Below are 18,503 nucleotides of genomic sequence, written 5' to 3'. Positions count from 1 at the left end.
TTATCCTCCCATCTCTCCGGTCTCGTACATGATGCAGGTCAGCGCCACAAGGGCGGCGGTCTCGGTGCGGAGAATCCGGCTGCCGAGGCTGACGGTCCGGCACCCGGCCGCCTGCGCTTCCTCCGCCTCGCGCTCGGTGAAGCCGCCTTCGGGGCCGATCACAACCAGCACCGTCTGCGCCGGTCCGGCCGGCGGCGCGAACTGGGCGCGCAGCCATTCCTTGAAGCTGCGGCCTTCTTCCTTCTCGTAGCAAAGCAGCGCGAGATCTGCCTGTCCCGCCAAGGCGAGCAGCTCCTTCCAGGAAAGCGGCGCCTCCACCTCGGGAATCCGGCTCCGGTGCGCCTGCTCGGCGGCCTCCTTGGCGATTTTGCGCCAGCGGTCAAGCCGCTTGGCTTCCTTGCGGGCGTCGTACTGGACGACGGTCCGCTCGGACAAGAAAGGAAGGAACCGGGCGGCGCCCACCTCGGTTCCCTTCTGGATGACGGTCTCCATCTTGTCGCCCTTCGGCAGACTCTGGGCGATCCATACCGTCACGGGGGACTCCCCGCTGAGCGGCCGCTCCTCGACGATGTCGGCGACGACGGCCTCCTTCTCGATCTCCCGGATGCGGACGAGGACCTCCCGGTCCGCGCCGTTCGCGGCGATGACCTCGTCTCCGGGCTTCGCACGCATGACACGTGTCAGGTGGTGGGCGTCGTCCCCGGTTATATGCACGACGTCAGCTTTCATTTGCTGCGCCGGTACGAAATAACGCTGCATGGATGCTTGCACTCCTTGTTTGGCGATCATCCTTCATCATACAACTTTTGGCCGGCGAACGCCACCAACAAGCGGCATTCCCGGCCAATGGCTAGAGTCCCAGCATAATCCAATCGATGCCCGACCCGAACAGTGCCCGCAGCGGCGCGTCAAGCAGCTCGCGCAGCGGGTAGCGCAGAGCGAGCCACGCCCCAATCGTTTTGGAATAAAGCGGCGGGATAAAGACGAACAGCAGGAACAGATAAACCGCCCACTGCTCGTATTGCTGCACCGCCAGCCGGGCCCGCAGCGGCAGAAATTCCTGCAGAATCCGGTACCCGTCGAGAGGCGGCAGCGGCAGCAGGTTGAACAGGAACAGCACGAAGTTGAGCCGGATCAGCAGCACGAGGAACAACAGGACCGCGTTGCGTAGGCCCGGGCTCATCGTCTCGAAGACGCCGTAGTTGGCGAGCAGATACATGATCAGCATGCCGACGAACGCGAGCAGCAGATTCGCCAGCGGTCCGGCGACCGACACGATCACGCTCATCAGGCGCGGCTTCTTGAAGGCGCTCCGCCGGATGAGTACCGGCTTCGCCCAGCCGAAGCCGACGAGGAAGATGAGGATCGTGCCGAGCACGTCGAGGTGAACGGCGGGATTGAGCGTGACCCGCCCCATCGAGCGGGGCGTGTCGTCGCCGAACTTGTCCGCGGTGATCGCATGGGCGAATTCGTGCAGCGTAAAGGCCAAGATCAGCGCCAAGAAGACAAAAGGCAGCTGGTCGAATGAGAAAGCGAGGAAATTGTTCAAAGGATTCGTCCCCCGTCCCTATAGCTTGCGGGCAACGAGCGCTACCCAATCTTCTTCCTTATTCCGCTGCTCGATCGCGAAGCCGGCCGCTTCCAGCGCGCGCTCCACTTCCACCTGCTTGCTTGTAATAATGCCGGAGGCGATATAAAGCCCCCCGGTCTCCAGCGCCTTGTGCACATCGGCGACGAACAGGAGGATGATGTCGGCCAGAATGTTGGCCACGACGAGCTGGACCGGCATGCGGACGCCCATCCCCTCCCGGATCGGCTCGGGCCTGCCTACGCTCGGCAGCCCTTCCTCGCCGTGGACAGTGGCGGCTCCCGGTCCGCCGATCGCACCGAGCAGGTCACTCTGCCGGATCGTAATCCGGTCCTCGAGCCCATTCAGGTGCGTATTCTCGGTCGCACTCGAGACGGCGACCGGGTCGAGATCGAGCGCGAGCACATGACGGGCACCCAGCTTGGCTGCCGCTATTGCCAGCACGCCGGAGCCGGTGCCGACATCGATAACATCCTCGCCGCCCTTCACCACGCTCTCCAGTGTACGGAGGCAGAGCGCCGTCGTCGCGTGCGTGCCGGTACCGAACGCCATGCCCGGGTCCAGCTCGAGGATGATCTCGTCCGAAGACGGCTCATACTCCTCCCAGGACGGCTTGATCGTCATGCGCTCCGTAATGCGGACCGGCTTGAAGTACTGCTTCCAGGCGTTCGCCCAGTCCTCGTCGTCCACCTCCTGCACGGAGACGGCCGCCTTGCCGGTATCGATGCCGATTTCACCCGACAGGCGGGTGATCGAATCGATCAGGCTCGCGAGTATGGCGTCGATTTCGCTCTCGATGGCGAAATAGCCTTTGATCTCCGCCTGTCCTTCCGGAATATCGTTCAGCGGGAGCTCGTACCACTCACCGAGCGAGGTGTCCCTCTGCTTGTTCAACGTTCCCGATTCCTCAATGGAGACGCCGCCCGCACCGAGCTCATGCAAAAAATTCGAGATCATCTCAATCGCTTCTTCGGTCGTTTCAATCGTTATTTCATGCCAGCGCAAAAGCCGTACCTCCCCAACCGAACGTCTTCCCCCAGGGAAACATCCGACAGAATGTCCCTATTGTACTATAGCTGTCCACGCAAAGGGAAGGACGAGGACGGCGGCAGCGTCTAGGAGCAAAAAAGCAGGCTGTCTTTCGCGAAGATAACCCGCGAAAAGCAGCCTGCTTGATGGAGGACGTGATAGCGGTGGATTTTAGCGATACTTGGGCAGCCAGTCGCCGTGCGCTTCGATCAGCTCGTCGCACAGGGAGACGATCTCATCCATCGACAGCTCCGCCGACGTATGCGGATCAAGGAGCGCCGCATGATAGATGTGTTCCTTCTTGCCGGTAATGGCGGCTTCAATCGTGAGCAGCTGTGTGTTGATGTTGGTGCGGTTCAGCGCCGCCAGCTGGGGGGGCAGATCGCCGACGTAGGTCGGCGTCACGCCGTTCTTGTCGACGAGGCAGGTTACCTCAACGCACGCTTCCTTCGGCAGGTTCGTAATGAGCCCGGTATTCATGACGTTGCCGCCGATCCGGTAAGGCTCGTTCGTCTCCATGGCATGGAACATATAGGAGGCATACTCGTGCGAGCGGGTATGCTCGAGGTTCCGGTTGTTCACGAGCTCGTCGCGCATCGTCTTCCACCGTTCGATCTGGCGGACGCAGCGGCGCGGATATTCGTCGAGCGGAATGTTCAGCTTCTCGATCAGCTCGGGATACTGCCGTTTGATGAAATACGGGTGATACTCGGCATTATGCTCGGACGACTCGGTTACATAGTAACCGAATTTGAACATGAGCTCGTAGCGCACCATGTCGTGGTGCAGCTCCTTCTGCTTCTCGCGGGCGAGCCGCTTGATCTCCGGATAGAGATCCACGCCGTCGCGGGTAACCTCGAGCAGCCACGCCATGTGGTTAATTCCGGCGATCTTGGACTGCACACCCTCCATATCGAGGTTGAGGTTGGAGAACAAGTGCCGAATGCACGCCTGCACGCTGTGGCAGAGACCGACGGTTTTGACGCCGCCATGGGTGATCATGACATTGGTCAGCACTGCCATCGGGTTCGTATAGTTCAGGAACCAGGCGTCCGGACATACCTCATTGATGTCGCGGGCGAAGTCCAGCATGACCGGGATCGTCCGCAGGTTGCGGAAAATGCCGCCGATGCCAACCGTATCGGCGATCGTCTGGCGCAGTCCGTATTTCTTCGGAATTTCGAAGTCTGTAATCGTACACGGATCGTAGCCGCCGACCTGGATGGCGTTCACGACATACTTGGCTCCCCGGAGCGCTTCCTTCCGGTCGGTATACGCTTTCACACGGCAGGTGCTGCCGAGCGATTCCTTCAGATTGTTGAGCATGTTCTCGGAATCTTTCAGCCGCTCGTGATCGATATCGTACAGCGCGAGCTCGAAGCCCTGCATCGACGGCGTGAGCATCGTATCCCCCAGCACATTCTTGGCGAATACGGAGCTGCCCGCTCCTAAAAAGGTCAATTTCGACATGCGGTTCATCCTCTCGGGTTCTTGTTCGGTTCTTCCCTCTTACTATACCGCCGTGTTATGCCGCGGCATATGGACGCAAACAAGGAAGATATGGACGAATGTAGGATTCTGCCAGGTCGCCTCTTGCCAGATCCCTCTGGCCCGGGGCAAGATAGAGACAGTAGAGAAAAGTTGAGTCGAATCCAATCCATAGACCAGAGAAAGGAGAACCAGGCGATGGAACCCGCTAAGCCAAGCCATTCCGTGGCAATCAATCCTTATCCCGACAAAGGTGAGCTGACCGTCCTCTTCGGAGGCAGCGCCCAGACCGAACCGCTGCACCGGGCCGGGCCGCAGGTGCTCGACTATTACCTCATTCATCACATCGAGAAGGGGCGAGGCACCTTTATGTGCCGCGGCACCACCTACTCGCTCGGTAAAGGCCAAAGCTTCCTCATCCTCCCCGGTGAGCTCGTCTTCTACGAGTCCGACGGTGACGATCCGTGGGCGTACCGGTGGGTGGGCTTCCGCGGGGGCCGTGCGGACGAGCTGCTGAGCCGGATGGGCCTATCGGCCGGCAGTCCGGTTATGACAGCCTCCGACGTACGGCGTCTGACGGTGCAGTATGCACGTCTACAGCGCGCCCTCGCCCGCGAGGACGAAGCCGGGGATCTCGAGGCGGGCGGCCTCCTGCGCGGCATTCTGTCCCACTATTGGCGCGCCTCACCGCAGACGGCGCCAGGCAGCACGGCCCAGCCGGCGATCCGGCGGCAGATCGATCAGGCGATCCGCTGGATGAACCTGCAGTACACCCAGCCCATCTCCATCGAGGAGATGGCGGTGTCGCTCGGCTATCACCGTACCCACTTGTCCAAAATGTTCAAGGAATACACGGGGCAATCACCCTCCCAGTTCCTGCTTAACCTCCGGATGGACCGCGCCCGCCGACTCTTGGGGGAGCCGCTGTCCATCGAGCAGATCGCTTCCTCCGTAGGCTTTCCGGATCCGCTTTACTTCTCCAAGCAGTTCAAGAAGCGGTACGGCTGCTCTCCCACGGCCTACCGGGAGCAGCAGGATCGGGAGGATCCCTACTGTCGGTAGCCTTAACGAACAAAGCGGCAGCCCATCTCTCCCGAGACGGGCTGCCGCTATCTTACGCTTGCTGCGGCGCGTATCCGCGTCCGCTTGCCGTCCTGCCGGCTACGCCATGCCGCCGCTATCGCGAATCAGCTTGAGCGCCTGATGAAAGGTGCTCTCGTCCATAACCGCCGTCAGGAGAATATCCCTCCCGGTCGGTCCGCCCTGGCCGCCGTCGCTCATGCCGCTCGCGCTCGGGTCGGCCGCCATCAGAATGCCGGCGCTGCGCTCCGAGATGTCGGCATCCATCGTCAGCCCCGCGAGGCTGGTGATGTTGCCGGTAATCGGGTTGACCGGCTCGTCGACCGCTTCCCCCGGGTACCGGCTGATTCGGTCGATCTGCAGATCAATGGCCCGCATCGCCTTCAGCTTGGCCGCCACCGCTTCGGCCTGTTCAGGGGTGTGGAAGTAGGCCAGAATCGCCCGCTCGCTCATTCGCCCGTCACCCTTTCCTCCGCCGCGTCTGCACGCTCCTGGGCTTCCCGGTCGTCCGCGTCCGCCAGCTCCTCCGCATATTCCACATCCTCGCTGCGGGCCGTCGGCAGCTTGCCGACCTCCTCGTGCCACTCGTTGCCATTCTTCTTCATGGTTTGGTATCCCTCCGTCAGCCAGATTCGGACCGTTCGTCACTTGCCGGCCCCGCTGCCATGCCTTAGTATTTGCCCGAATTCGCCAATTATGTAAGCCGGAGGATACGGATTGCAGACTCGAGCTGCACCAAACGAAGCTAGAACGACAAAAAGTCCGGCATCCCGTGAGAGAGACCCTCTCCCCGGAATGCCGGACTTCCTGTTGCCGCGATGGAAGCTACGCCTCAGTCGCCGCGAAACGCTCGTTTCATGCGATCGAACAGCGACTCGTGCTGCTCGTTCGTATGCTCGCCGCTCGCATTCGAAAACTCGCGAAGCAGCGATTTTTGATCCTCGCTCAGATTGCGCGGCGTCACGACCACGACCTTGACATGCTGGTCGCCCTGGCCGTATCCGCGCAGCCGCGGTACGCCCTTTCCTTTGAGCCGGAAATGAGTATCCGTCTGCGTGCCCGCCGGAATCTTGAGCTTAACCTTCTCGGTCAGCGTCGGAATTTCGATCTCGTCTCCCAGAGCCGCCTGTGCAAACGTCAGCGGCACCTCGCAGTAGATATCGTCTCCGTCCCGCTCAAAGAATTCGTGCGGCTTCACCCGGATGACAATGTACAGATCGCCGGGCGGCCCTCCCTTGGATCCCGGCTCGCCTTCGCCGGATACGCGGAGCTGGGCGCCTTCGTCGACCCCTGCCGGGATCTTCACGTGGATCCGCCGGCTGCGCTTCACCTTGCCCGTGCCTTGGCAGTCTCCGCATTTGTCGCGGATGATCTGGCCGGAGCCGCCGCAATGGTTGCACACCCGCCGGTTGACGATCCGGCCGAACGCCGTGTTCTGTATGACCTCCTGCTGGCCGGAGCCTTTGCAGACGGAGCACGTCTCCGGCCGCGTTCCGGGCTTGGCTCCCGTACCGTGGCACGTATCGCAGTCCTCGGTCCGCGGAATGGTGATGTCGGTTTCCTTGCCAAACACCGCTTCCTTGAACTCGATCGTCATCGCGTACTGCAGATCGTTCCCTCGCTGCGGCGCATTCGGATTGCGACGTCCGCCGCCGCCTCCGCCGAAGAACATGTCGAAAATGTCGCCGAAGCCGCCGAAGTCCATCCCGCCGCCGAAGCCGCCTGGTCCCTGGTTCGGGTCGATATGGCCGAACTGGTCGTATTGGGCGCGCTTCTGCTCGTCGCTCAGCACGTCATACGCTTCCTTGACTTCCTTGAACTTCGCCTCCGCATCCGGCTCCTTGTTGACGTCCGGATGGTACTGGCGGGCCAGCTTGCGGAACGATTTTTTGATTTCCTCGGGCGCCGCTTCCCGGCTTACTCCGAGCACTTCATAATAATCACGTTTATCCACCGTTTCACCCCTTAAGGAATCCGGGAGACCGAGGCGTTCCGCCGCTTCGATCCGCGTTAGCCGCTTTCCCGGTACCCAAAACCGGCTGCCTGCTGCCGCCAAGCAAGGCCAAAGCCAGGGCTCCCCTGGCTTTGACCTTCCTTAACGGAACAACAGCTCGATTGGTCGTCTGGTCTTACTTCTTGTCCTGGTCGTTCACGACTTCGTAATCGGCGTCCACGACATTGTCCTTGCCTTTGGCGCCTGCGTCGGCTGCGCCTTGCGCGCCGCCCTGCGCCTCGGCCTGCTGAGCAGCCTGCTCATACAGCTTCACGGACAGCTGCTGCACCACTTGGGTCAGCTCTTCGGTCGCCTTGTTGATCGCCTCGAGATCGTCGCCTTCCAGCGCCTTCTTGACCTCTTCCTTGGCGGCGTTCGCCTTTTCGACGTCAGCCGGATCCGCCTTGTCGCCCAGATCTTTAATCGTCTTCTCGGTCGTATAGACGAGCTGGTCGGCCTGGTTGCGTGCCTCAACGAGATCCTTGCGCTTGCGGTCTTCCTCGGCGTGGGCTTCCGCATCCTTCATCATACGATCGATTTCCTCGTCGGTGAGACCGCCGGAGGAGGTAATCGTAATTTTCTGGCTCTTGCCGGTGCCTTTGTCGAGAGCGGAGACGTTCACGATGCCGTTGGAGTCGATGTTGAACGTAACCTCGATTTGCGGAATGCCGCGCGGCGCCGGAGGAATGTCCCCGAGCATAAACCGTCCGAGCGTCTTGTTGCCGCTCGCCATCGCGCGCTCGCCCTGGAGCACGTGAATTTCGACGCTGGTCTGGTTATCGGCATAGGTGCTGAACACCTGCGATTTGCTGGTCGGGATCGTCGTGTTGCGGTCGATCATCTTGGTGAATACGCCGCCTGCGGTCTCAATGCCGAGGGAGAGCGGAGTCACGTCGAGCAGCACGACATCCTTGACGTCGCCGGTCAGGACACCCGCTTGAATCGCGGCGCCGAGCGCAACGACTTCGTCCGGGTTGACGCCCTTGTGGGGCTCTTTGCCGGTCAGCTTGCGGATCGCCTCCTGAACGGCCGGAATCCGGGTGGATCCGCCGACAAGCACGACCTTCTGAATATCGTTAGGCGTCAGGTTCGCATCGGACAGCGCCTGGCGGGTCGGGCCGAGCGTACGCTCTACCAGATCGGCAGTCAGTTCCTCGAACTTGGCGCGCGTCAGGTTCATCTCCAAGTGCTGCGGCACGCCGTCTACCATGGTAATGAACGGCAGCGAGATCGTCGTGGTCAGCACGCCGGACAGTTCCTTCTTCGCTTTTTCAGCCGCATCCTTCAGGCGCTGGACCGCCGCTTTGTCTTTGCTCAGATCAACGCCCTGCTCCTTCTTGAATTCGGCTACGAGGTAGTCGATAACGGCTTGGTCGAAGTCGTCGCCGCCGAGACGGTTGTCCCCGCTCGTCGCTTTTACTTCGAAGGTGCCGTCGCCGAGCTCCAGGATGGAGACGTCGAACGTACCGCCGCCGAGGTCATAGACCAGGATCGTTTCTTCTTCTTTGTCCATGCCGTAGGCAAGCGCGGCCGCGGTCGGCTCGTTCACGATCCGAAGCACTTCCAGACCCGCGATTTTGCCCGCGTCCTTGGTTGCCTGGCGCTGGCTGTCGTTGAAGTAAGCCGGAACGGTGATAACCGCCTGGGTTACCGTGGAGCCGAGATACGCTTCGGCATCCGCCTTCAGCTTCTGCAGAATCATCGCGGAAATTTCCGGCGCGGAATACTGCTTGTCGCCGATCGTTTCTTTGTGGTCGGTTCCCATGTACCGCTTGATGGACGCTACCGTGCGGTCCGGGTTGGTGATCGCTTGGCGCTTGGCGCTCTCACCGACGATGCGCTCGCCGTCCTTCTTGAAGCCTACGACCGACGGGGTGGTGCGGCTGCCTTCCGGGTTGGGAATGACGACCGGCTCGCCGCCTTCCATAACAGCTACACAAGAGTTTGTGGTTCCAAGGTCAATACCGATAACTTTGCTCATTCTCGTGTCGTACCTCCTTAATGGGATTCTCAGAAGGTGAGAATCCGCCTGGTTGCGGCATCCGCCGCGTTAAGTATGGAAAGCTCCTATCCGCTCACTTTGACCATGGCGGGACGGAGAACTTTATCTTTCAGCATATAGCCTTTCTGGATCTCCTCGACCACGATGCCTTCCTCGTATTCGTCGGATTCCACCTGCATGATCGCCTGGTGGCGGTCCGGGTCGAACGGCTGGCCGATGGCGTCCATAGCCGCCAGGCCCTCCTGGGCCAGTACTTGATCCAGCTGGCGGAAGGTCATTTCGACTCCTTTGAGCATGCCGTCGAAGTCGCGGGTTTCGCGGCTCGTCTGGATGGCACGGTCAAAATTGTCCACGACCGGCAGCAGCTGCTCGATCAGCTTGAACGACGCATACTTCGCGAAGTCCTCCTTCTCGAGGCGCGTGCGCTTGCGGAAATTGTCGAAGTCCGCCTGGGCGCGAATCAATCTGCCGCGGCTCTCCTCCAGCTCCTGCTGCAGCCGCTCGATCTCCTGCTTCATGGCGATCGTCTCGGCGCTGTCTGCTTGCTCTTCGGAGGCGTCAGCCGACGCACTAGCCTGCTCCTCGGCAGCGGATTCCTCCGCACGGATTTCGTCTTTTCCCGTCTCGGTCTCTTCCGCACGGGATGCCGCCTTCTGCTCCTCATTCACGGCTCCCTGCGTTTCGTTTGGATTCACTGTTACGTTCACCTCCTTGGTAGACTTCCATTCTTTCCTTATAACCATTTCGTAGCGTGCCTGAATAATCGGCGATTTATCCCGTCGGGACGCCGCCCCTATCCTTTCATCTTGACCACGGTATGGATGCGGAGAACCGCACCCGCCACTTCCCCCGCCGCCTGAACGGCGTGAATCTTGACGGGGGCCGGGTCGACGATCTGTGCCGCGAGGCAGTCGAGCAGCTCCCCCGTATCGCAGTCGATACCCAGCGCGTCCGATCCGCTCTGCAGCTGGGAGGCTTTGACCAGCTCCAGCTTCTCGAGCGGATGGAAGCCCGCATTGACGAGCATCTGCGCAAGAGGCTTGCGAAGCGCCCTGGCGACCGCCGCGACGCCGTACGCCTCCATGCCGCGCATCGTCTCGCGGCGGCGTTCCAGCTCGCGGGCGACGGCCAGCTCGACCGAGCCACCGCCCGGCACATAGCCGCCGCGGACGGCAGCCTGCACGGCGGAGGCGGCGTCGGCAGCGATCCGTGCCCGCTCGCCGACGACCTCGCGCGTGCTGGCGCCGACGACGACCGACACCGCCGGGCTGCCTGCTCCGCCGCCGAGCTTGACGCGCTCCTGCGCCTCGTCGTAGCCGAGATGCCCGGCGCGGCCGAGCACCCGGGCGAGCTCGTCCGGCTGCTTGCGCAGCGCGGCACGGCGCACCGGCATGGCGCCCGCGAAGGCGGCAATGCGGCGCAGCTCGGCCCGCGTGAGTCGCGTCAGCAGCAGGATGCCGCGGTCGGCGCAAAACTGCTCCGCCTCGGCGTCGGCTCCGCGCTCGGTGGCGATGAGGCCGACGCCCAGCTCGGCAAGCCGCTCGAGCTGCCCGGCGAACTGCTCGCGCCGCTCGAGGAGCAGGCGGACGCCGGCGTCGGTGCCGAGCGTCTCGTCGCCGGGCCGCTCCGGCTCGAGCGCGTCCTGCAGCACGAGCACGGCGCCGCCGGCCGCATCGGGCCGCCACAGCTCGGGCGCCGGCTTGCGCGGCACGAGAAGGCCCGGCCACACCTCGCTCGGCCCTTTGTCGGAGGAGACGACGGCGTCGCCGAACCGGTAGCCGGGGTCCCGCAGCCGCTCTTCGCCGACCAGCCGGGCCCCCTCCGTAACGAGACGGGCTATGTCCGCGTGCTCGCGGCCGGCCACGTAGGCGATCCGGTACAGCATCGGATCGTCCGGCCCTTCAATCGGCCGCGCGTGAGCGGCCAGCGCTTCGGCGGCGAGGCGGATGCCCTCCTGCATGCCGGCGGCCACCTTGGCGACAGGCACGCCCTCTTGGACGTGGGCAACGCCTTCGGCTACGAGCGCTCCCGCGAGCACTGTGGCGGTCGTCGTTCCGTCTCCGACCTGCTGCTGCTGGGCGCGGGCGACCTGCACCATGAGGCGGGCCGCCGGATGCGAGACGTCCATCTTCTCAAGGATGGTCACGCCGTCGTTCGTGATGAGCACGTCGCCCTGGCCGCCGACCAGCATCGTATCGAGTCCCTTCGGACCGAGCGTCCCTTCGACGGCCGAGCAGATCGCACGGATCGCCGCCGCGTTATGCAGCAGCGTCGAATGGCGTTCGTCGCCGTCCGCCTGATTCTGTTTCAGTTGGCTCATGTGCCCTGCTCCTTTGCTTGTCGGAAGCCGGACGCGGTCGCACGTGTCCGCTCCTTACTTGTACCAGCGGCCCAACAGAACGGCCATGTCCTTGGACAGATGGTCCAGAAGGCTGAGCACGCGAGCGTAATCCATCCGGGTCGGGCCCAGAATGCCGATCGTGCCGAGGTTCTGCCCGCCCAGCGAATAACTGGCGGTGATCAGGCTGCAGTCCGCGATCGCATCCAGACTGTTCTCCGTGCCGATCCGGACCTGAATGCCTTCCGGAATTGACGTCAAGAGCCGCGCGATCGTCGGCGTCTCGCCGAGCAGGTCGAGCAGATGCTTGAGCTTGTCGACATCCTTGAACTCCGGCTGAATCAGCATGTTTGTCGTCCCGCTCATGTAGATGCGGTCCTGTTCGTCGGTGTCGATCGCCGTCTCGAGCGCCTTGACGAGCTCCTCGCAGCCGTTCACGTAACGCGTCAGCTCCTCGCTGATCTCGTTGTACAGCCTCGCGCGCAGCTGGAGCAGCGGCACGTTCTTCAGCTTGGCGTTCAGAATGTGGACCGTCTTCTCAATGTCGGCCGCCGTGATTCCTTCCGGGAACCGGATGACCTTGTTCTCGACATGTCCCGTATTCGTCACGATAATGGCGACTCCCGACTGTTCGTCGAGAGGAATGATCTGCAAATGCTTAAGAGTGGCGCTGAACACCTCCGGCCCCAGCACGATCGATGTATAATTCGTCAAGTGGGACAGCACGGAAGCGATCTGCTGGAAAATCTGCTCCATCTCCTGTATTTTTTCAGCAAAAAAAACCTTCATCACATTCAGCTCGTGGCCGGATAAGGTTCCGTATTTGACCAGATGATCGACATAATACCGGTAGCCCTTGTTAGAAGGAATGCGCCCGGCGGACGTGTGGGGCTGCTCGAGGTAGCCCATCTCCTCCAGATCCGACATCTCGTTGCGGATGGTAGCCGGACTGAAGGCGATATCGCCGCGCTTCGATATGCTCCGGGAGCCGACTGGCTCAGCGGAACGGATATAATCGTCTACGATTGCCGTCATAATCATGCGTTGGCGCTCAGTCAACATAACATTCCCCTCCTGAAGTCATCCCGAGGCTCAAAGCGATAACGCCTTTCGCATCGTTAGCACTCCTCTCTAATGAGTGCTAACCGTTACTACAAAAATACCAGACCCCCACGCCCGTTGTCAAGTTAAGCCAGGCGTTTGAGTACGGCAATTTCGTCGCAGCAATGCTGCTTTTTGCAGTGGATGCAATCCTTCCACACTTTTTCCGGAAAAATCTCCTTCGGGACAACCTCGTAACCTACTTTTTCGAAAAACCCGACTTCATAGGTTAACGCCATGATCTTGGGAATCTGCTTCGTCCGTGCCACTTCTTCCAGTTTCTCTACGAGCATGCGGCCTATGCCGCGCCCCTTGTAACCGTCCGTAATGCCGAGCGAGCGGATCTCGACCAGGTCCTGTCCCAGCTGGCAGAGAGAGCCGCAGCCGATCAGACGCCCGTCGTCCTCCACCACCACGAAGTCGACCAGGGAATACTTCAGCATCTCCTTCGAGCGCGGAAGCATGATTCCCTGCTCGGCGTATCCTTGAATGATCTCATGCAGCGCATCCAAATCTCTTTCCTCTGCCTGTCTGGAAACCAAAGTCATCGTTCTCACCGCCTCCTGTTTGTAAACATGTATAAATATACAACAGAGCGCATAAGGACTCAAGATAAAGTTCCAATAAATTCGGCAAAAACCTCGTTACCGAACAAGAGGCCCCGTTCCGTCAGCTTCCATCGGTATCCGTCGGCCTCCAGCAGTCCTTCTCCGGCCAGCCGGTCCAGCAGAGAACCAAACACCTCGGTTAACGACACGCCGAACTGGGCGCGGAAATCCGCGTCCGACACGCCCTCCAGCACCCGGAGGCTGACCATCATGAAATCCTCCATCGCCTCTTCCCGCGGCACGGGATTCTCCTCCAGCCGGGGAAGCCCCTGCCGGGTTGCTTCTATAAAAGGAGTGATGCCTTTGATATTCACATGTCGGCGCCCTCCGATATAGCCGTGGGCCCCTGCGCCCAGACCATAATAGCTGCGGTTCTGCCAATACGCCAGATTGTGGCGGCTTTCCCGGCCCGGTTTGGCGAAGTTGCTGATCTCGTACTGCGCGTAGCCGTTCGCCTTGAGCTTCTCCATCGTCAGCAGGTACATCCCGAGCTCGTCCTCCTCTTCGGGGAGCGGCAGCTGGTTGCGTTCGTACAGCGTATGGAACAGGGTGTTCTCCTCGATCTTCAGCGCGTAGATCGAATAATGCTGCAGATCGAGCCGAAGCGCCTTGTCCAGGCTGTCCTCCATCTGGCCGATCGTCTGGCCGGGCAGGCCGAACATGAGGTCGATGGATAGATTGCGGAAGCCGGCGGCGCGGGCGTTCTCCAGGCTGCGGTAGACGTCGTCCACGTTATGGATGCGCCCGATCCGCTCCAGCAGTCCCTGATCGAACGTCTGGACACCGAAGCTGATCCGGTTGACGCCTCCCTCGAACATGGCGGCCAGCTTCTCGGGATCGGTCGTGCCGGGGTTCGCTTCCATCGTGAATTCGCAGTCGTCCGCACGATCCGGAAAATACGTCCGGACCAGCCTCAAAAAGTGTTCCATCTGGTCGGGCAGCAGGACAGTGGGCGTCCCTCCGCCCACGAAAAAGGTCTCGATCGCAGCAGGCGGCGTCCGCTTCACCGTCGCTTCCATCTCGCGCTCGAGCGCGTCGAGATAGTCGCGCACCGGCTGGCCTTTCAGCACGTAAGAGTTGAAGTCGCAGTAGTAGCACTTGTTCGTGCAGAACGGGATATGCAGATAGACGGTTCGCGGATCGGTGTAAACGGGAGCTGGTTGTTGCAAGAAAGCCCCCTCCTCTCAGGTGCAAAATGGGGGAACGGCAGGCAAACGGATTTCCGCTTGCCTGCCGTTCGTCTAACTCAGCCAGGGCTGGCCGCCCTTGGTCGCTATTATCATCGTCTCGGAGCCCTGCATCACTTTTTGGGGTTCTCTGTGTTTTGGGGCCCCCGCAAAGTAATCGGAATTGGCTTCGAAGCTTCCCTTCCCTTTGTGGGGCTCAATATTTCGGGGGCCCCCGAAAAGTACCCGGAATTCGCTTCGGAGGCCAGCGTCACTTTTTGGGGCATGTTTCCCGGGGCCCCCGCAAAGTAATCGGAATCGGCTTCGAAGCTTCCCTTCACTTTGTGGGGAATGGTTTAGTTGTCGTCGAGCTTGAGGACCGCCATGAACGCTTCCTGCGGGACCTCGACACTGCCGACCTGCTTCATCCGCTTCTTGCCTTCCTTCTGCTTCTCAAGCAGCTTCCGCTTCCGCGAGATGTCGCCCCCGTAACACTTGGCAAGTACGTTTTTGCGCATCGCTTTGACCGTTTCCCGCGAAAGCACCTTCTGTCCGATAGTCGCCTGGATCGGCACCTCGAACATCTGGCGCGGGATGAGGTCCTTGAGCTTCTCGCAAATCTGGCGTCCGCGGTTGTACGCCCGGTCGCGGTGCACGATGAACGAGAGAGCGTCGACCTGCTCGCCGTTCAGCAGAATGTCCATCTTCACGAGGTTGGACTGCCGGTAGCCAGAAATCTCGTAATCGAACGAGGCATACCCCTTGGTCGTCGACTTCAGCTGATCGAAGAAGTCGTATACGATTTCGGCAAGCGGTACGTGGTACGTAATGGTCACCCGGTTCGTATCCAGGTACTCCATGTTGATGAACTCGCCGCGCTTGCTTTGGCAGAGCTCCATGATGGCGCCGACGTAATCGTTCGGCACGATGATCGCGGCTTTTACATAAGGCTCCTCGACATATTCGATCTTGCCCTGCTCCGGATAGTTGGACGGGTTGTCGATCTCGAGCATTTCTCCGTTCGTCTGGGTGACGTGGTAAATAACGCTCGGAGCCGTCGTAATAAGCGGAATGTTGAACTCCCGCTCGATCCGCTCTTGAATGATCTCCATATGGAGCAAGCCCAGGAAGCCGCAGCGGAAGCCGAATCCGAGCGCAGAGGATGTCTCCGGCTCGTAACGGAGCGAGGCGTCGTTCAGCTCAAGCTTCTCAAGCGCTTCGCGCAGATCGTCATAGTCGCTCGTTTCGATCGGATAAAGCCCGCAGAAAACCATCGGGTTGATTCGGCGGTAGCCAGGCAGCGGCTCGGCAGCCGGCTTCTTCGCATCGGTGACCGTATCCCCGACACGCGTATCCTTCACGTTCTTGATCCCAGCCACGACGAACCCGACGTCGCCGATGTTGAGCTCGTCCACGATTGTCATGTTGGGCATGAATGCGCCGACCTCGATGACCTCGAACGTTTTGTTCGTTGCCATGAAGTGAATCTTGGACCCTGCGCGGATCACGCCGTCCATGACGCGTACATACACGATGACGCCCTTGTATGGATCATAGTGAGAGTCGAAAATTAGCGCCCGCAGCGGCTTGTCCGGGTCTCCTTGCGGAGCCGGCACCTGCTTCACGACCTGCTCAAGAATCTCCTTGATGCCTATGCCTGCCTTGGCGGATGCGAGCACCGCGTCGCTCGCGTCCAGCCCGATCACGTCCTCAATCTCCTGCTTGACGCGTTCCGGCTCGGCGCTGGGCAGGTCGATCTTGTTGACGACGGGCAGAATCTCGAGATTGTTGTCCAGCGCCAGATAGACGTTCGCCAGCGTCTGGGCTTCGATCCCCTGAGCGGCGTCGACGACCAGGAGGGCGCCCTCGCAAGCCGCGAGACTGCGCGATACCTCGTACGTGAAGTCGACGTGCCCGGGTGTGTCGATAAGGTTCAGGATGTACTCCTCGCCGTCATCCGCTTTGTAGCCCAGACGAACGGCCTGCAGCTTGATCGTGATGCCCCGCTCGCGCTCCAGATCCATCTTGTCCAGCACCTGGTTCTGCATCTCGCGGGAGGTGAGTGCCCCGGAGTATTCTAGGATGCGGTCGGCCAGCGTCGATTTGCCGTGATCTATATGTGCAATGATCGAGAAATTCCTAATCTTCTGTTGTCTAGCCCGAATATCCGTCATGCCGTACCCCCAAGCGTATTCGCAAAAATATACAGTACTTCATTATACCAGCAGAACTCGCCGACAGCAACGAAGAACTCCACGCCGGTAAGGATGGCGTGAAGTTCTTCGGCTGTTTCTTAGATGCGGGCGCTAAGGCCGCCTCCGCCGGCGAACCAGCCGGCTAGTTCAGCAGACTGTCGATAGCGGAGACGACGAGACGGAGCCCCAGCTTCGCCAGCGCGCTCACCGCGTCTCCCGCCTTGTCGAGCAGCCGGTTCAGGAACGAATCCTGAATTTGGACGTAGACGGCCGGTGGCGCGGGCGGCGCCGGCACCGGCGCTGGAGCGGACGGTCCGCCCGGTGCCACGGTGCCTCCTGCCGGGGCCGGAGTGCCGGCAGGCATGCGGTCTCCGTAATGAGACGCCTGCCGGGCCTGCTGCTGGAGACCCGGGGCGGGCAGCGCCGGTTCGCGCACCTCGGGGGATTGGAGGAAGGGCGGCTTGCTGGCGGCATCCAGTCCGAGGAAAATGCCGACGCCGAGGATGAAACAGAGGAACAGTCCGTTAACAGCCAATCGTTTCATCGGCGCCTCCTATTGTTTGGCGGGGGCGGCCGGCGCCCCGACCTTCTCGGCTTCCCAATATTGCTCCGCGATGATGCCGGCGAGCGCGTCGGCTGTCCGGTAGCATTCCTCCAGGCTGTTGTAAGGACCGCCGATTTCGATCAGCACACTGTTCGGAGAGAGGGACTGGTTGTACTCGGCGTCGCCCTCATTCGGATTTTTGCCCCAGACGCCCCGGGACAGGCCCGGCAGCTTCTTCTCAAGCTTCGCGTGCAGCTGGGAGGCGAAGCTCTCGTTCGTCTCCCAGTTCGGATTGCGCTGGCCGATAATGAAGTACACCTGGGCATAGTCGACGCCGTTGATCGTCTTGGTCGTCTTGTCCCGCTTGGACGAGTCGCGGTGGAGGTCGAAGACGAATTGGATATCCGGATGGGCGGCGAACGCTTCCTTGACTGTCTTGGCCGAATACTTGTAGGACTTGTAGTAGTTGAAGTCCTGCTCGGTCGACGAGTAATCCTGCGAATAGGCGATGGCTCCGACGCCTTGTTCCTCGAGTTTCTGCGCGAGCCGTTTGCCGACAAGCGTCACGTTCTTCACCGGGTCGTACGCCTTGTTCGGATCGGTGACGCCGGGCAGCTCGGGCAAGTACGACTCGCGGTTGTGAGTCGTGTAAACCATGACAACCTTCTTGCCGCTCGTCGTCTGCTTGCCTGCCTGCTCAGGGGTCGGCTGCGGCGTCGGAGCAGGTGTGCCGGCTGGCGTCGGATCGGTAACCGGCGGCGTGCCGCCTCCGGCATGATCCGCCGGCATCGGATAATCCACAGGACCGCCGTCGTCATGGCTGCCGCGGATGAGGACCGGCGTACCGCTCGCAAGACCCGGCACTTCATGGGCGATCAGTGTCTTGGGATCGTTCGGATTGACGTTGGTCAGCAGACGGAACACGAAGCTGAACATATTGGCCTGCGAGAAAGTCGACGACGAGCTTGTCTCATTTTTAAGATGAGGAATCTCAAGTTTCATCATATCGAGGAAAAATTCCTGCGACACCGAGGCCGCCAGGCCTTTCATAGACGAGACGGGAGAGGTACGGAGATAGGATTGGGCATACCCGGCCGCGCCGAGTAGTACAAAAAACAGGAGTGTGCTGACCGATAGTGCGAGAAGCGACCTTCCGGTCAGGCGGACGGTTTGCACCGTTTTGCGGACCCGGCTGAGATCCATCGTCATTGCTGTCCATTTCATACTTGCTTCCTCCGATCCTTGGCATGCTGCGGGAGAAGACTCGGCTCCTCTTTACTAGCAATCTATGAATCGGGGAAGAAAAGTAGAACCCTCCGCACGAGGGCGGAGGGAACCGGGATGAGGGGCAGCGTCTCTAGCAGCCGCTAA

General features: G+C 60.9%; 17 protein-coding genes. 1 reads left to right on the top strand and 16 read right to left on the bottom strand.

The window, feature by feature from the left end:
- From KJS47_RS13880 to melA, 4 genes are all read right to left on the bottom strand, one after another.
- Window positions 1-759, bottom strand: a complete 759-nt coding sequence (locus tag KJS47_RS13880) for a 16S rRNA (uracil(1498)-N(3))-methyltransferase (protein ID WP_213525626.1) — start codon at window positions 757-759, stop codon at window positions 1-3.
- A gap of 91 nt (window positions 760-850) precedes the next feature.
- Window positions 851-1,549 carry a site-2 protease family protein gene (locus KJS47_RS13875; protein ID WP_213525625.1) on the bottom strand — a complete coding sequence of 233 codons (699 nt, stop codon included), beginning with the start codon at window positions 1,547-1,549 and terminating at the stop codon, window positions 851-853.
- Window positions 1,550-1,567: 18 nt separating this feature from the next.
- Window positions 1,568-2,593, bottom strand: a complete 1,026-nt coding sequence (prmA, locus tag KJS47_RS13870; RefSeq protein WP_213525624.1) for a 50S ribosomal protein L11 methyltransferase — start codon at window positions 2,591-2,593, stop codon at window positions 1,568-1,570.
- Between the two features lie 195 nt (window positions 2,594-2,788).
- On the bottom strand, window positions 2,789-4,087 hold the full coding sequence (gene melA, locus KJS47_RS13865; RefSeq protein WP_213525623.1) for an alpha-glucosidase/alpha-galactosidase: 1,299 nt from the start codon (window positions 4,085-4,087) through the stop codon (window positions 2,789-2,791).
- Window positions 4,088-4,303: 216 nt separating this feature from the next.
- On the opposite strand from melA, the gene KJS47_RS13860 reads away from it, so the two are divergent.
- A complete protein-coding gene (locus KJS47_RS13860) occupies window positions 4,304-5,167 on the top strand; it encodes an AraC family transcriptional regulator (protein WP_213525622.1) in 864 nt (287 codons plus the stop codon).
- A 99-nt stretch (window positions 5,168-5,266) separates the two neighbouring features.
- On the opposite strand, the gene KJS47_RS13855 is transcribed toward KJS47_RS13860, so the two are convergent.
- From KJS47_RS13855 to spoIIP, 12 genes are all read right to left on the bottom strand, one after another.
- Window positions 5,267-5,638 carry a hypothetical protein gene (locus tag KJS47_RS13855; RefSeq protein ID WP_213525621.1) on the bottom strand — a complete coding sequence of 124 codons (372 nt, stop codon included), beginning with the start codon at window positions 5,636-5,638 and terminating at the stop codon, window positions 5,267-5,269.
- On the bottom strand, window positions 5,635-5,790 hold the full coding sequence (locus KJS47_RS13850; RefSeq protein WP_213525620.1) for a YfhD family protein: 156 nt from the start codon (window positions 5,788-5,790) through the stop codon (window positions 5,635-5,637). Before KJS47_RS13850 ends, KJS47_RS13855 begins: the two co-directional genes overlap by 4 nt.
- Window positions 5,791-6,017: 227 nt before the next feature.
- Window positions 6,018-7,139 carry a molecular chaperone DnaJ gene (dnaJ, locus tag KJS47_RS13845; protein ID WP_213525619.1) on the bottom strand — a complete coding sequence of 374 codons (1,122 nt, stop codon included), beginning with the start codon at window positions 7,137-7,139 and terminating at the stop codon, window positions 6,018-6,020.
- Window positions 7,140-7,314: 175 nt separating this feature from the next.
- On the bottom strand, window positions 7,315-9,159 hold the full coding sequence (dnaK, locus tag KJS47_RS13840; protein ID WP_213525618.1) for a molecular chaperone DnaK: 1,845 nt from the start codon (window positions 9,157-9,159) through the stop codon (window positions 7,315-7,317).
- A gap of 86 nt (window positions 9,160-9,245) precedes the next feature.
- Window positions 9,246-9,875, bottom strand: a complete 630-nt coding sequence (grpE, locus tag KJS47_RS13835; RefSeq protein ID WP_249716370.1) for a nucleotide exchange factor GrpE — start codon at window positions 9,873-9,875, stop codon at window positions 9,246-9,248.
- Window positions 9,876-9,973: 98 nt separating this feature from the next.
- On the bottom strand, window positions 9,974-11,500 hold the full coding sequence (locus KJS47_RS13830; protein WP_213525616.1) for a TCP-1/cpn60 chaperonin family protein: 1,527 nt from the start codon (window positions 11,498-11,500) through the stop codon (window positions 9,974-9,976).
- Between the two features lie 54 nt (window positions 11,501-11,554).
- Window positions 11,555-12,580, bottom strand: a complete 1,026-nt coding sequence (hrcA, locus tag KJS47_RS13825) for a heat-inducible transcriptional repressor HrcA (RefSeq protein WP_213525615.1) — start codon at window positions 12,578-12,580, stop codon at window positions 11,555-11,557.
- 125 nt (window positions 12,581-12,705) lie between these two features.
- On the bottom strand, window positions 12,706-13,167 hold the full coding sequence (locus tag KJS47_RS13820) for an N-acetyltransferase (RefSeq protein WP_213525614.1): 462 nt from the start codon (window positions 13,165-13,167) through the stop codon (window positions 12,706-12,708).
- 59 nt (window positions 13,168-13,226) lie between these two features.
- On the bottom strand, window positions 13,227-14,396 hold the full coding sequence (gene hemW / locus KJS47_RS13815; protein ID WP_213525613.1) for a radical SAM family heme chaperone HemW: 1,170 nt from the start codon (window positions 14,394-14,396) through the stop codon (window positions 13,227-13,229).
- A gap of 353 nt (window positions 14,397-14,749) precedes the next feature.
- Window positions 14,750-16,567 (bottom strand): translation elongation factor 4, encoded by a 1,818-nt coding sequence (lepA, locus tag KJS47_RS13810; RefSeq protein WP_213525612.1) that lies wholly within the window; start codon window positions 16,565-16,567, stop codon window positions 14,750-14,752.
- Window positions 16,568-16,730: 163 nt separating this feature from the next.
- Window positions 16,731-17,132 carry a hypothetical protein gene (locus tag KJS47_RS13805; RefSeq protein WP_213525611.1) on the bottom strand — a complete coding sequence of 134 codons (402 nt, stop codon included), beginning with the start codon at window positions 17,130-17,132 and terminating at the stop codon, window positions 16,731-16,733.
- Between the two features lie 9 nt (window positions 17,133-17,141).
- Window positions 17,142-18,356, bottom strand: coding sequence for a stage II sporulation protein P (gene spoIIP / locus KJS47_RS13800; protein ID WP_213525610.1), 1,215 nt, complete (start codon window positions 18,354-18,356; stop codon window positions 17,142-17,144).
- Between the last annotated feature and the right edge of the window lie 147 nt (window positions 18,357-18,503).

This window comes from Paenibacillus sp. J31TS4 (assembly GCF_018403265.1).
GTDB lineage: Bacteria > Bacillota > Bacilli > Paenibacillales > NBRC-103111 > J31TS4.
The sequence above is the reverse complement of the archived record's forward strand: the minus strand, read 5'-3'. Positions and strand labels throughout refer to the sequence as shown.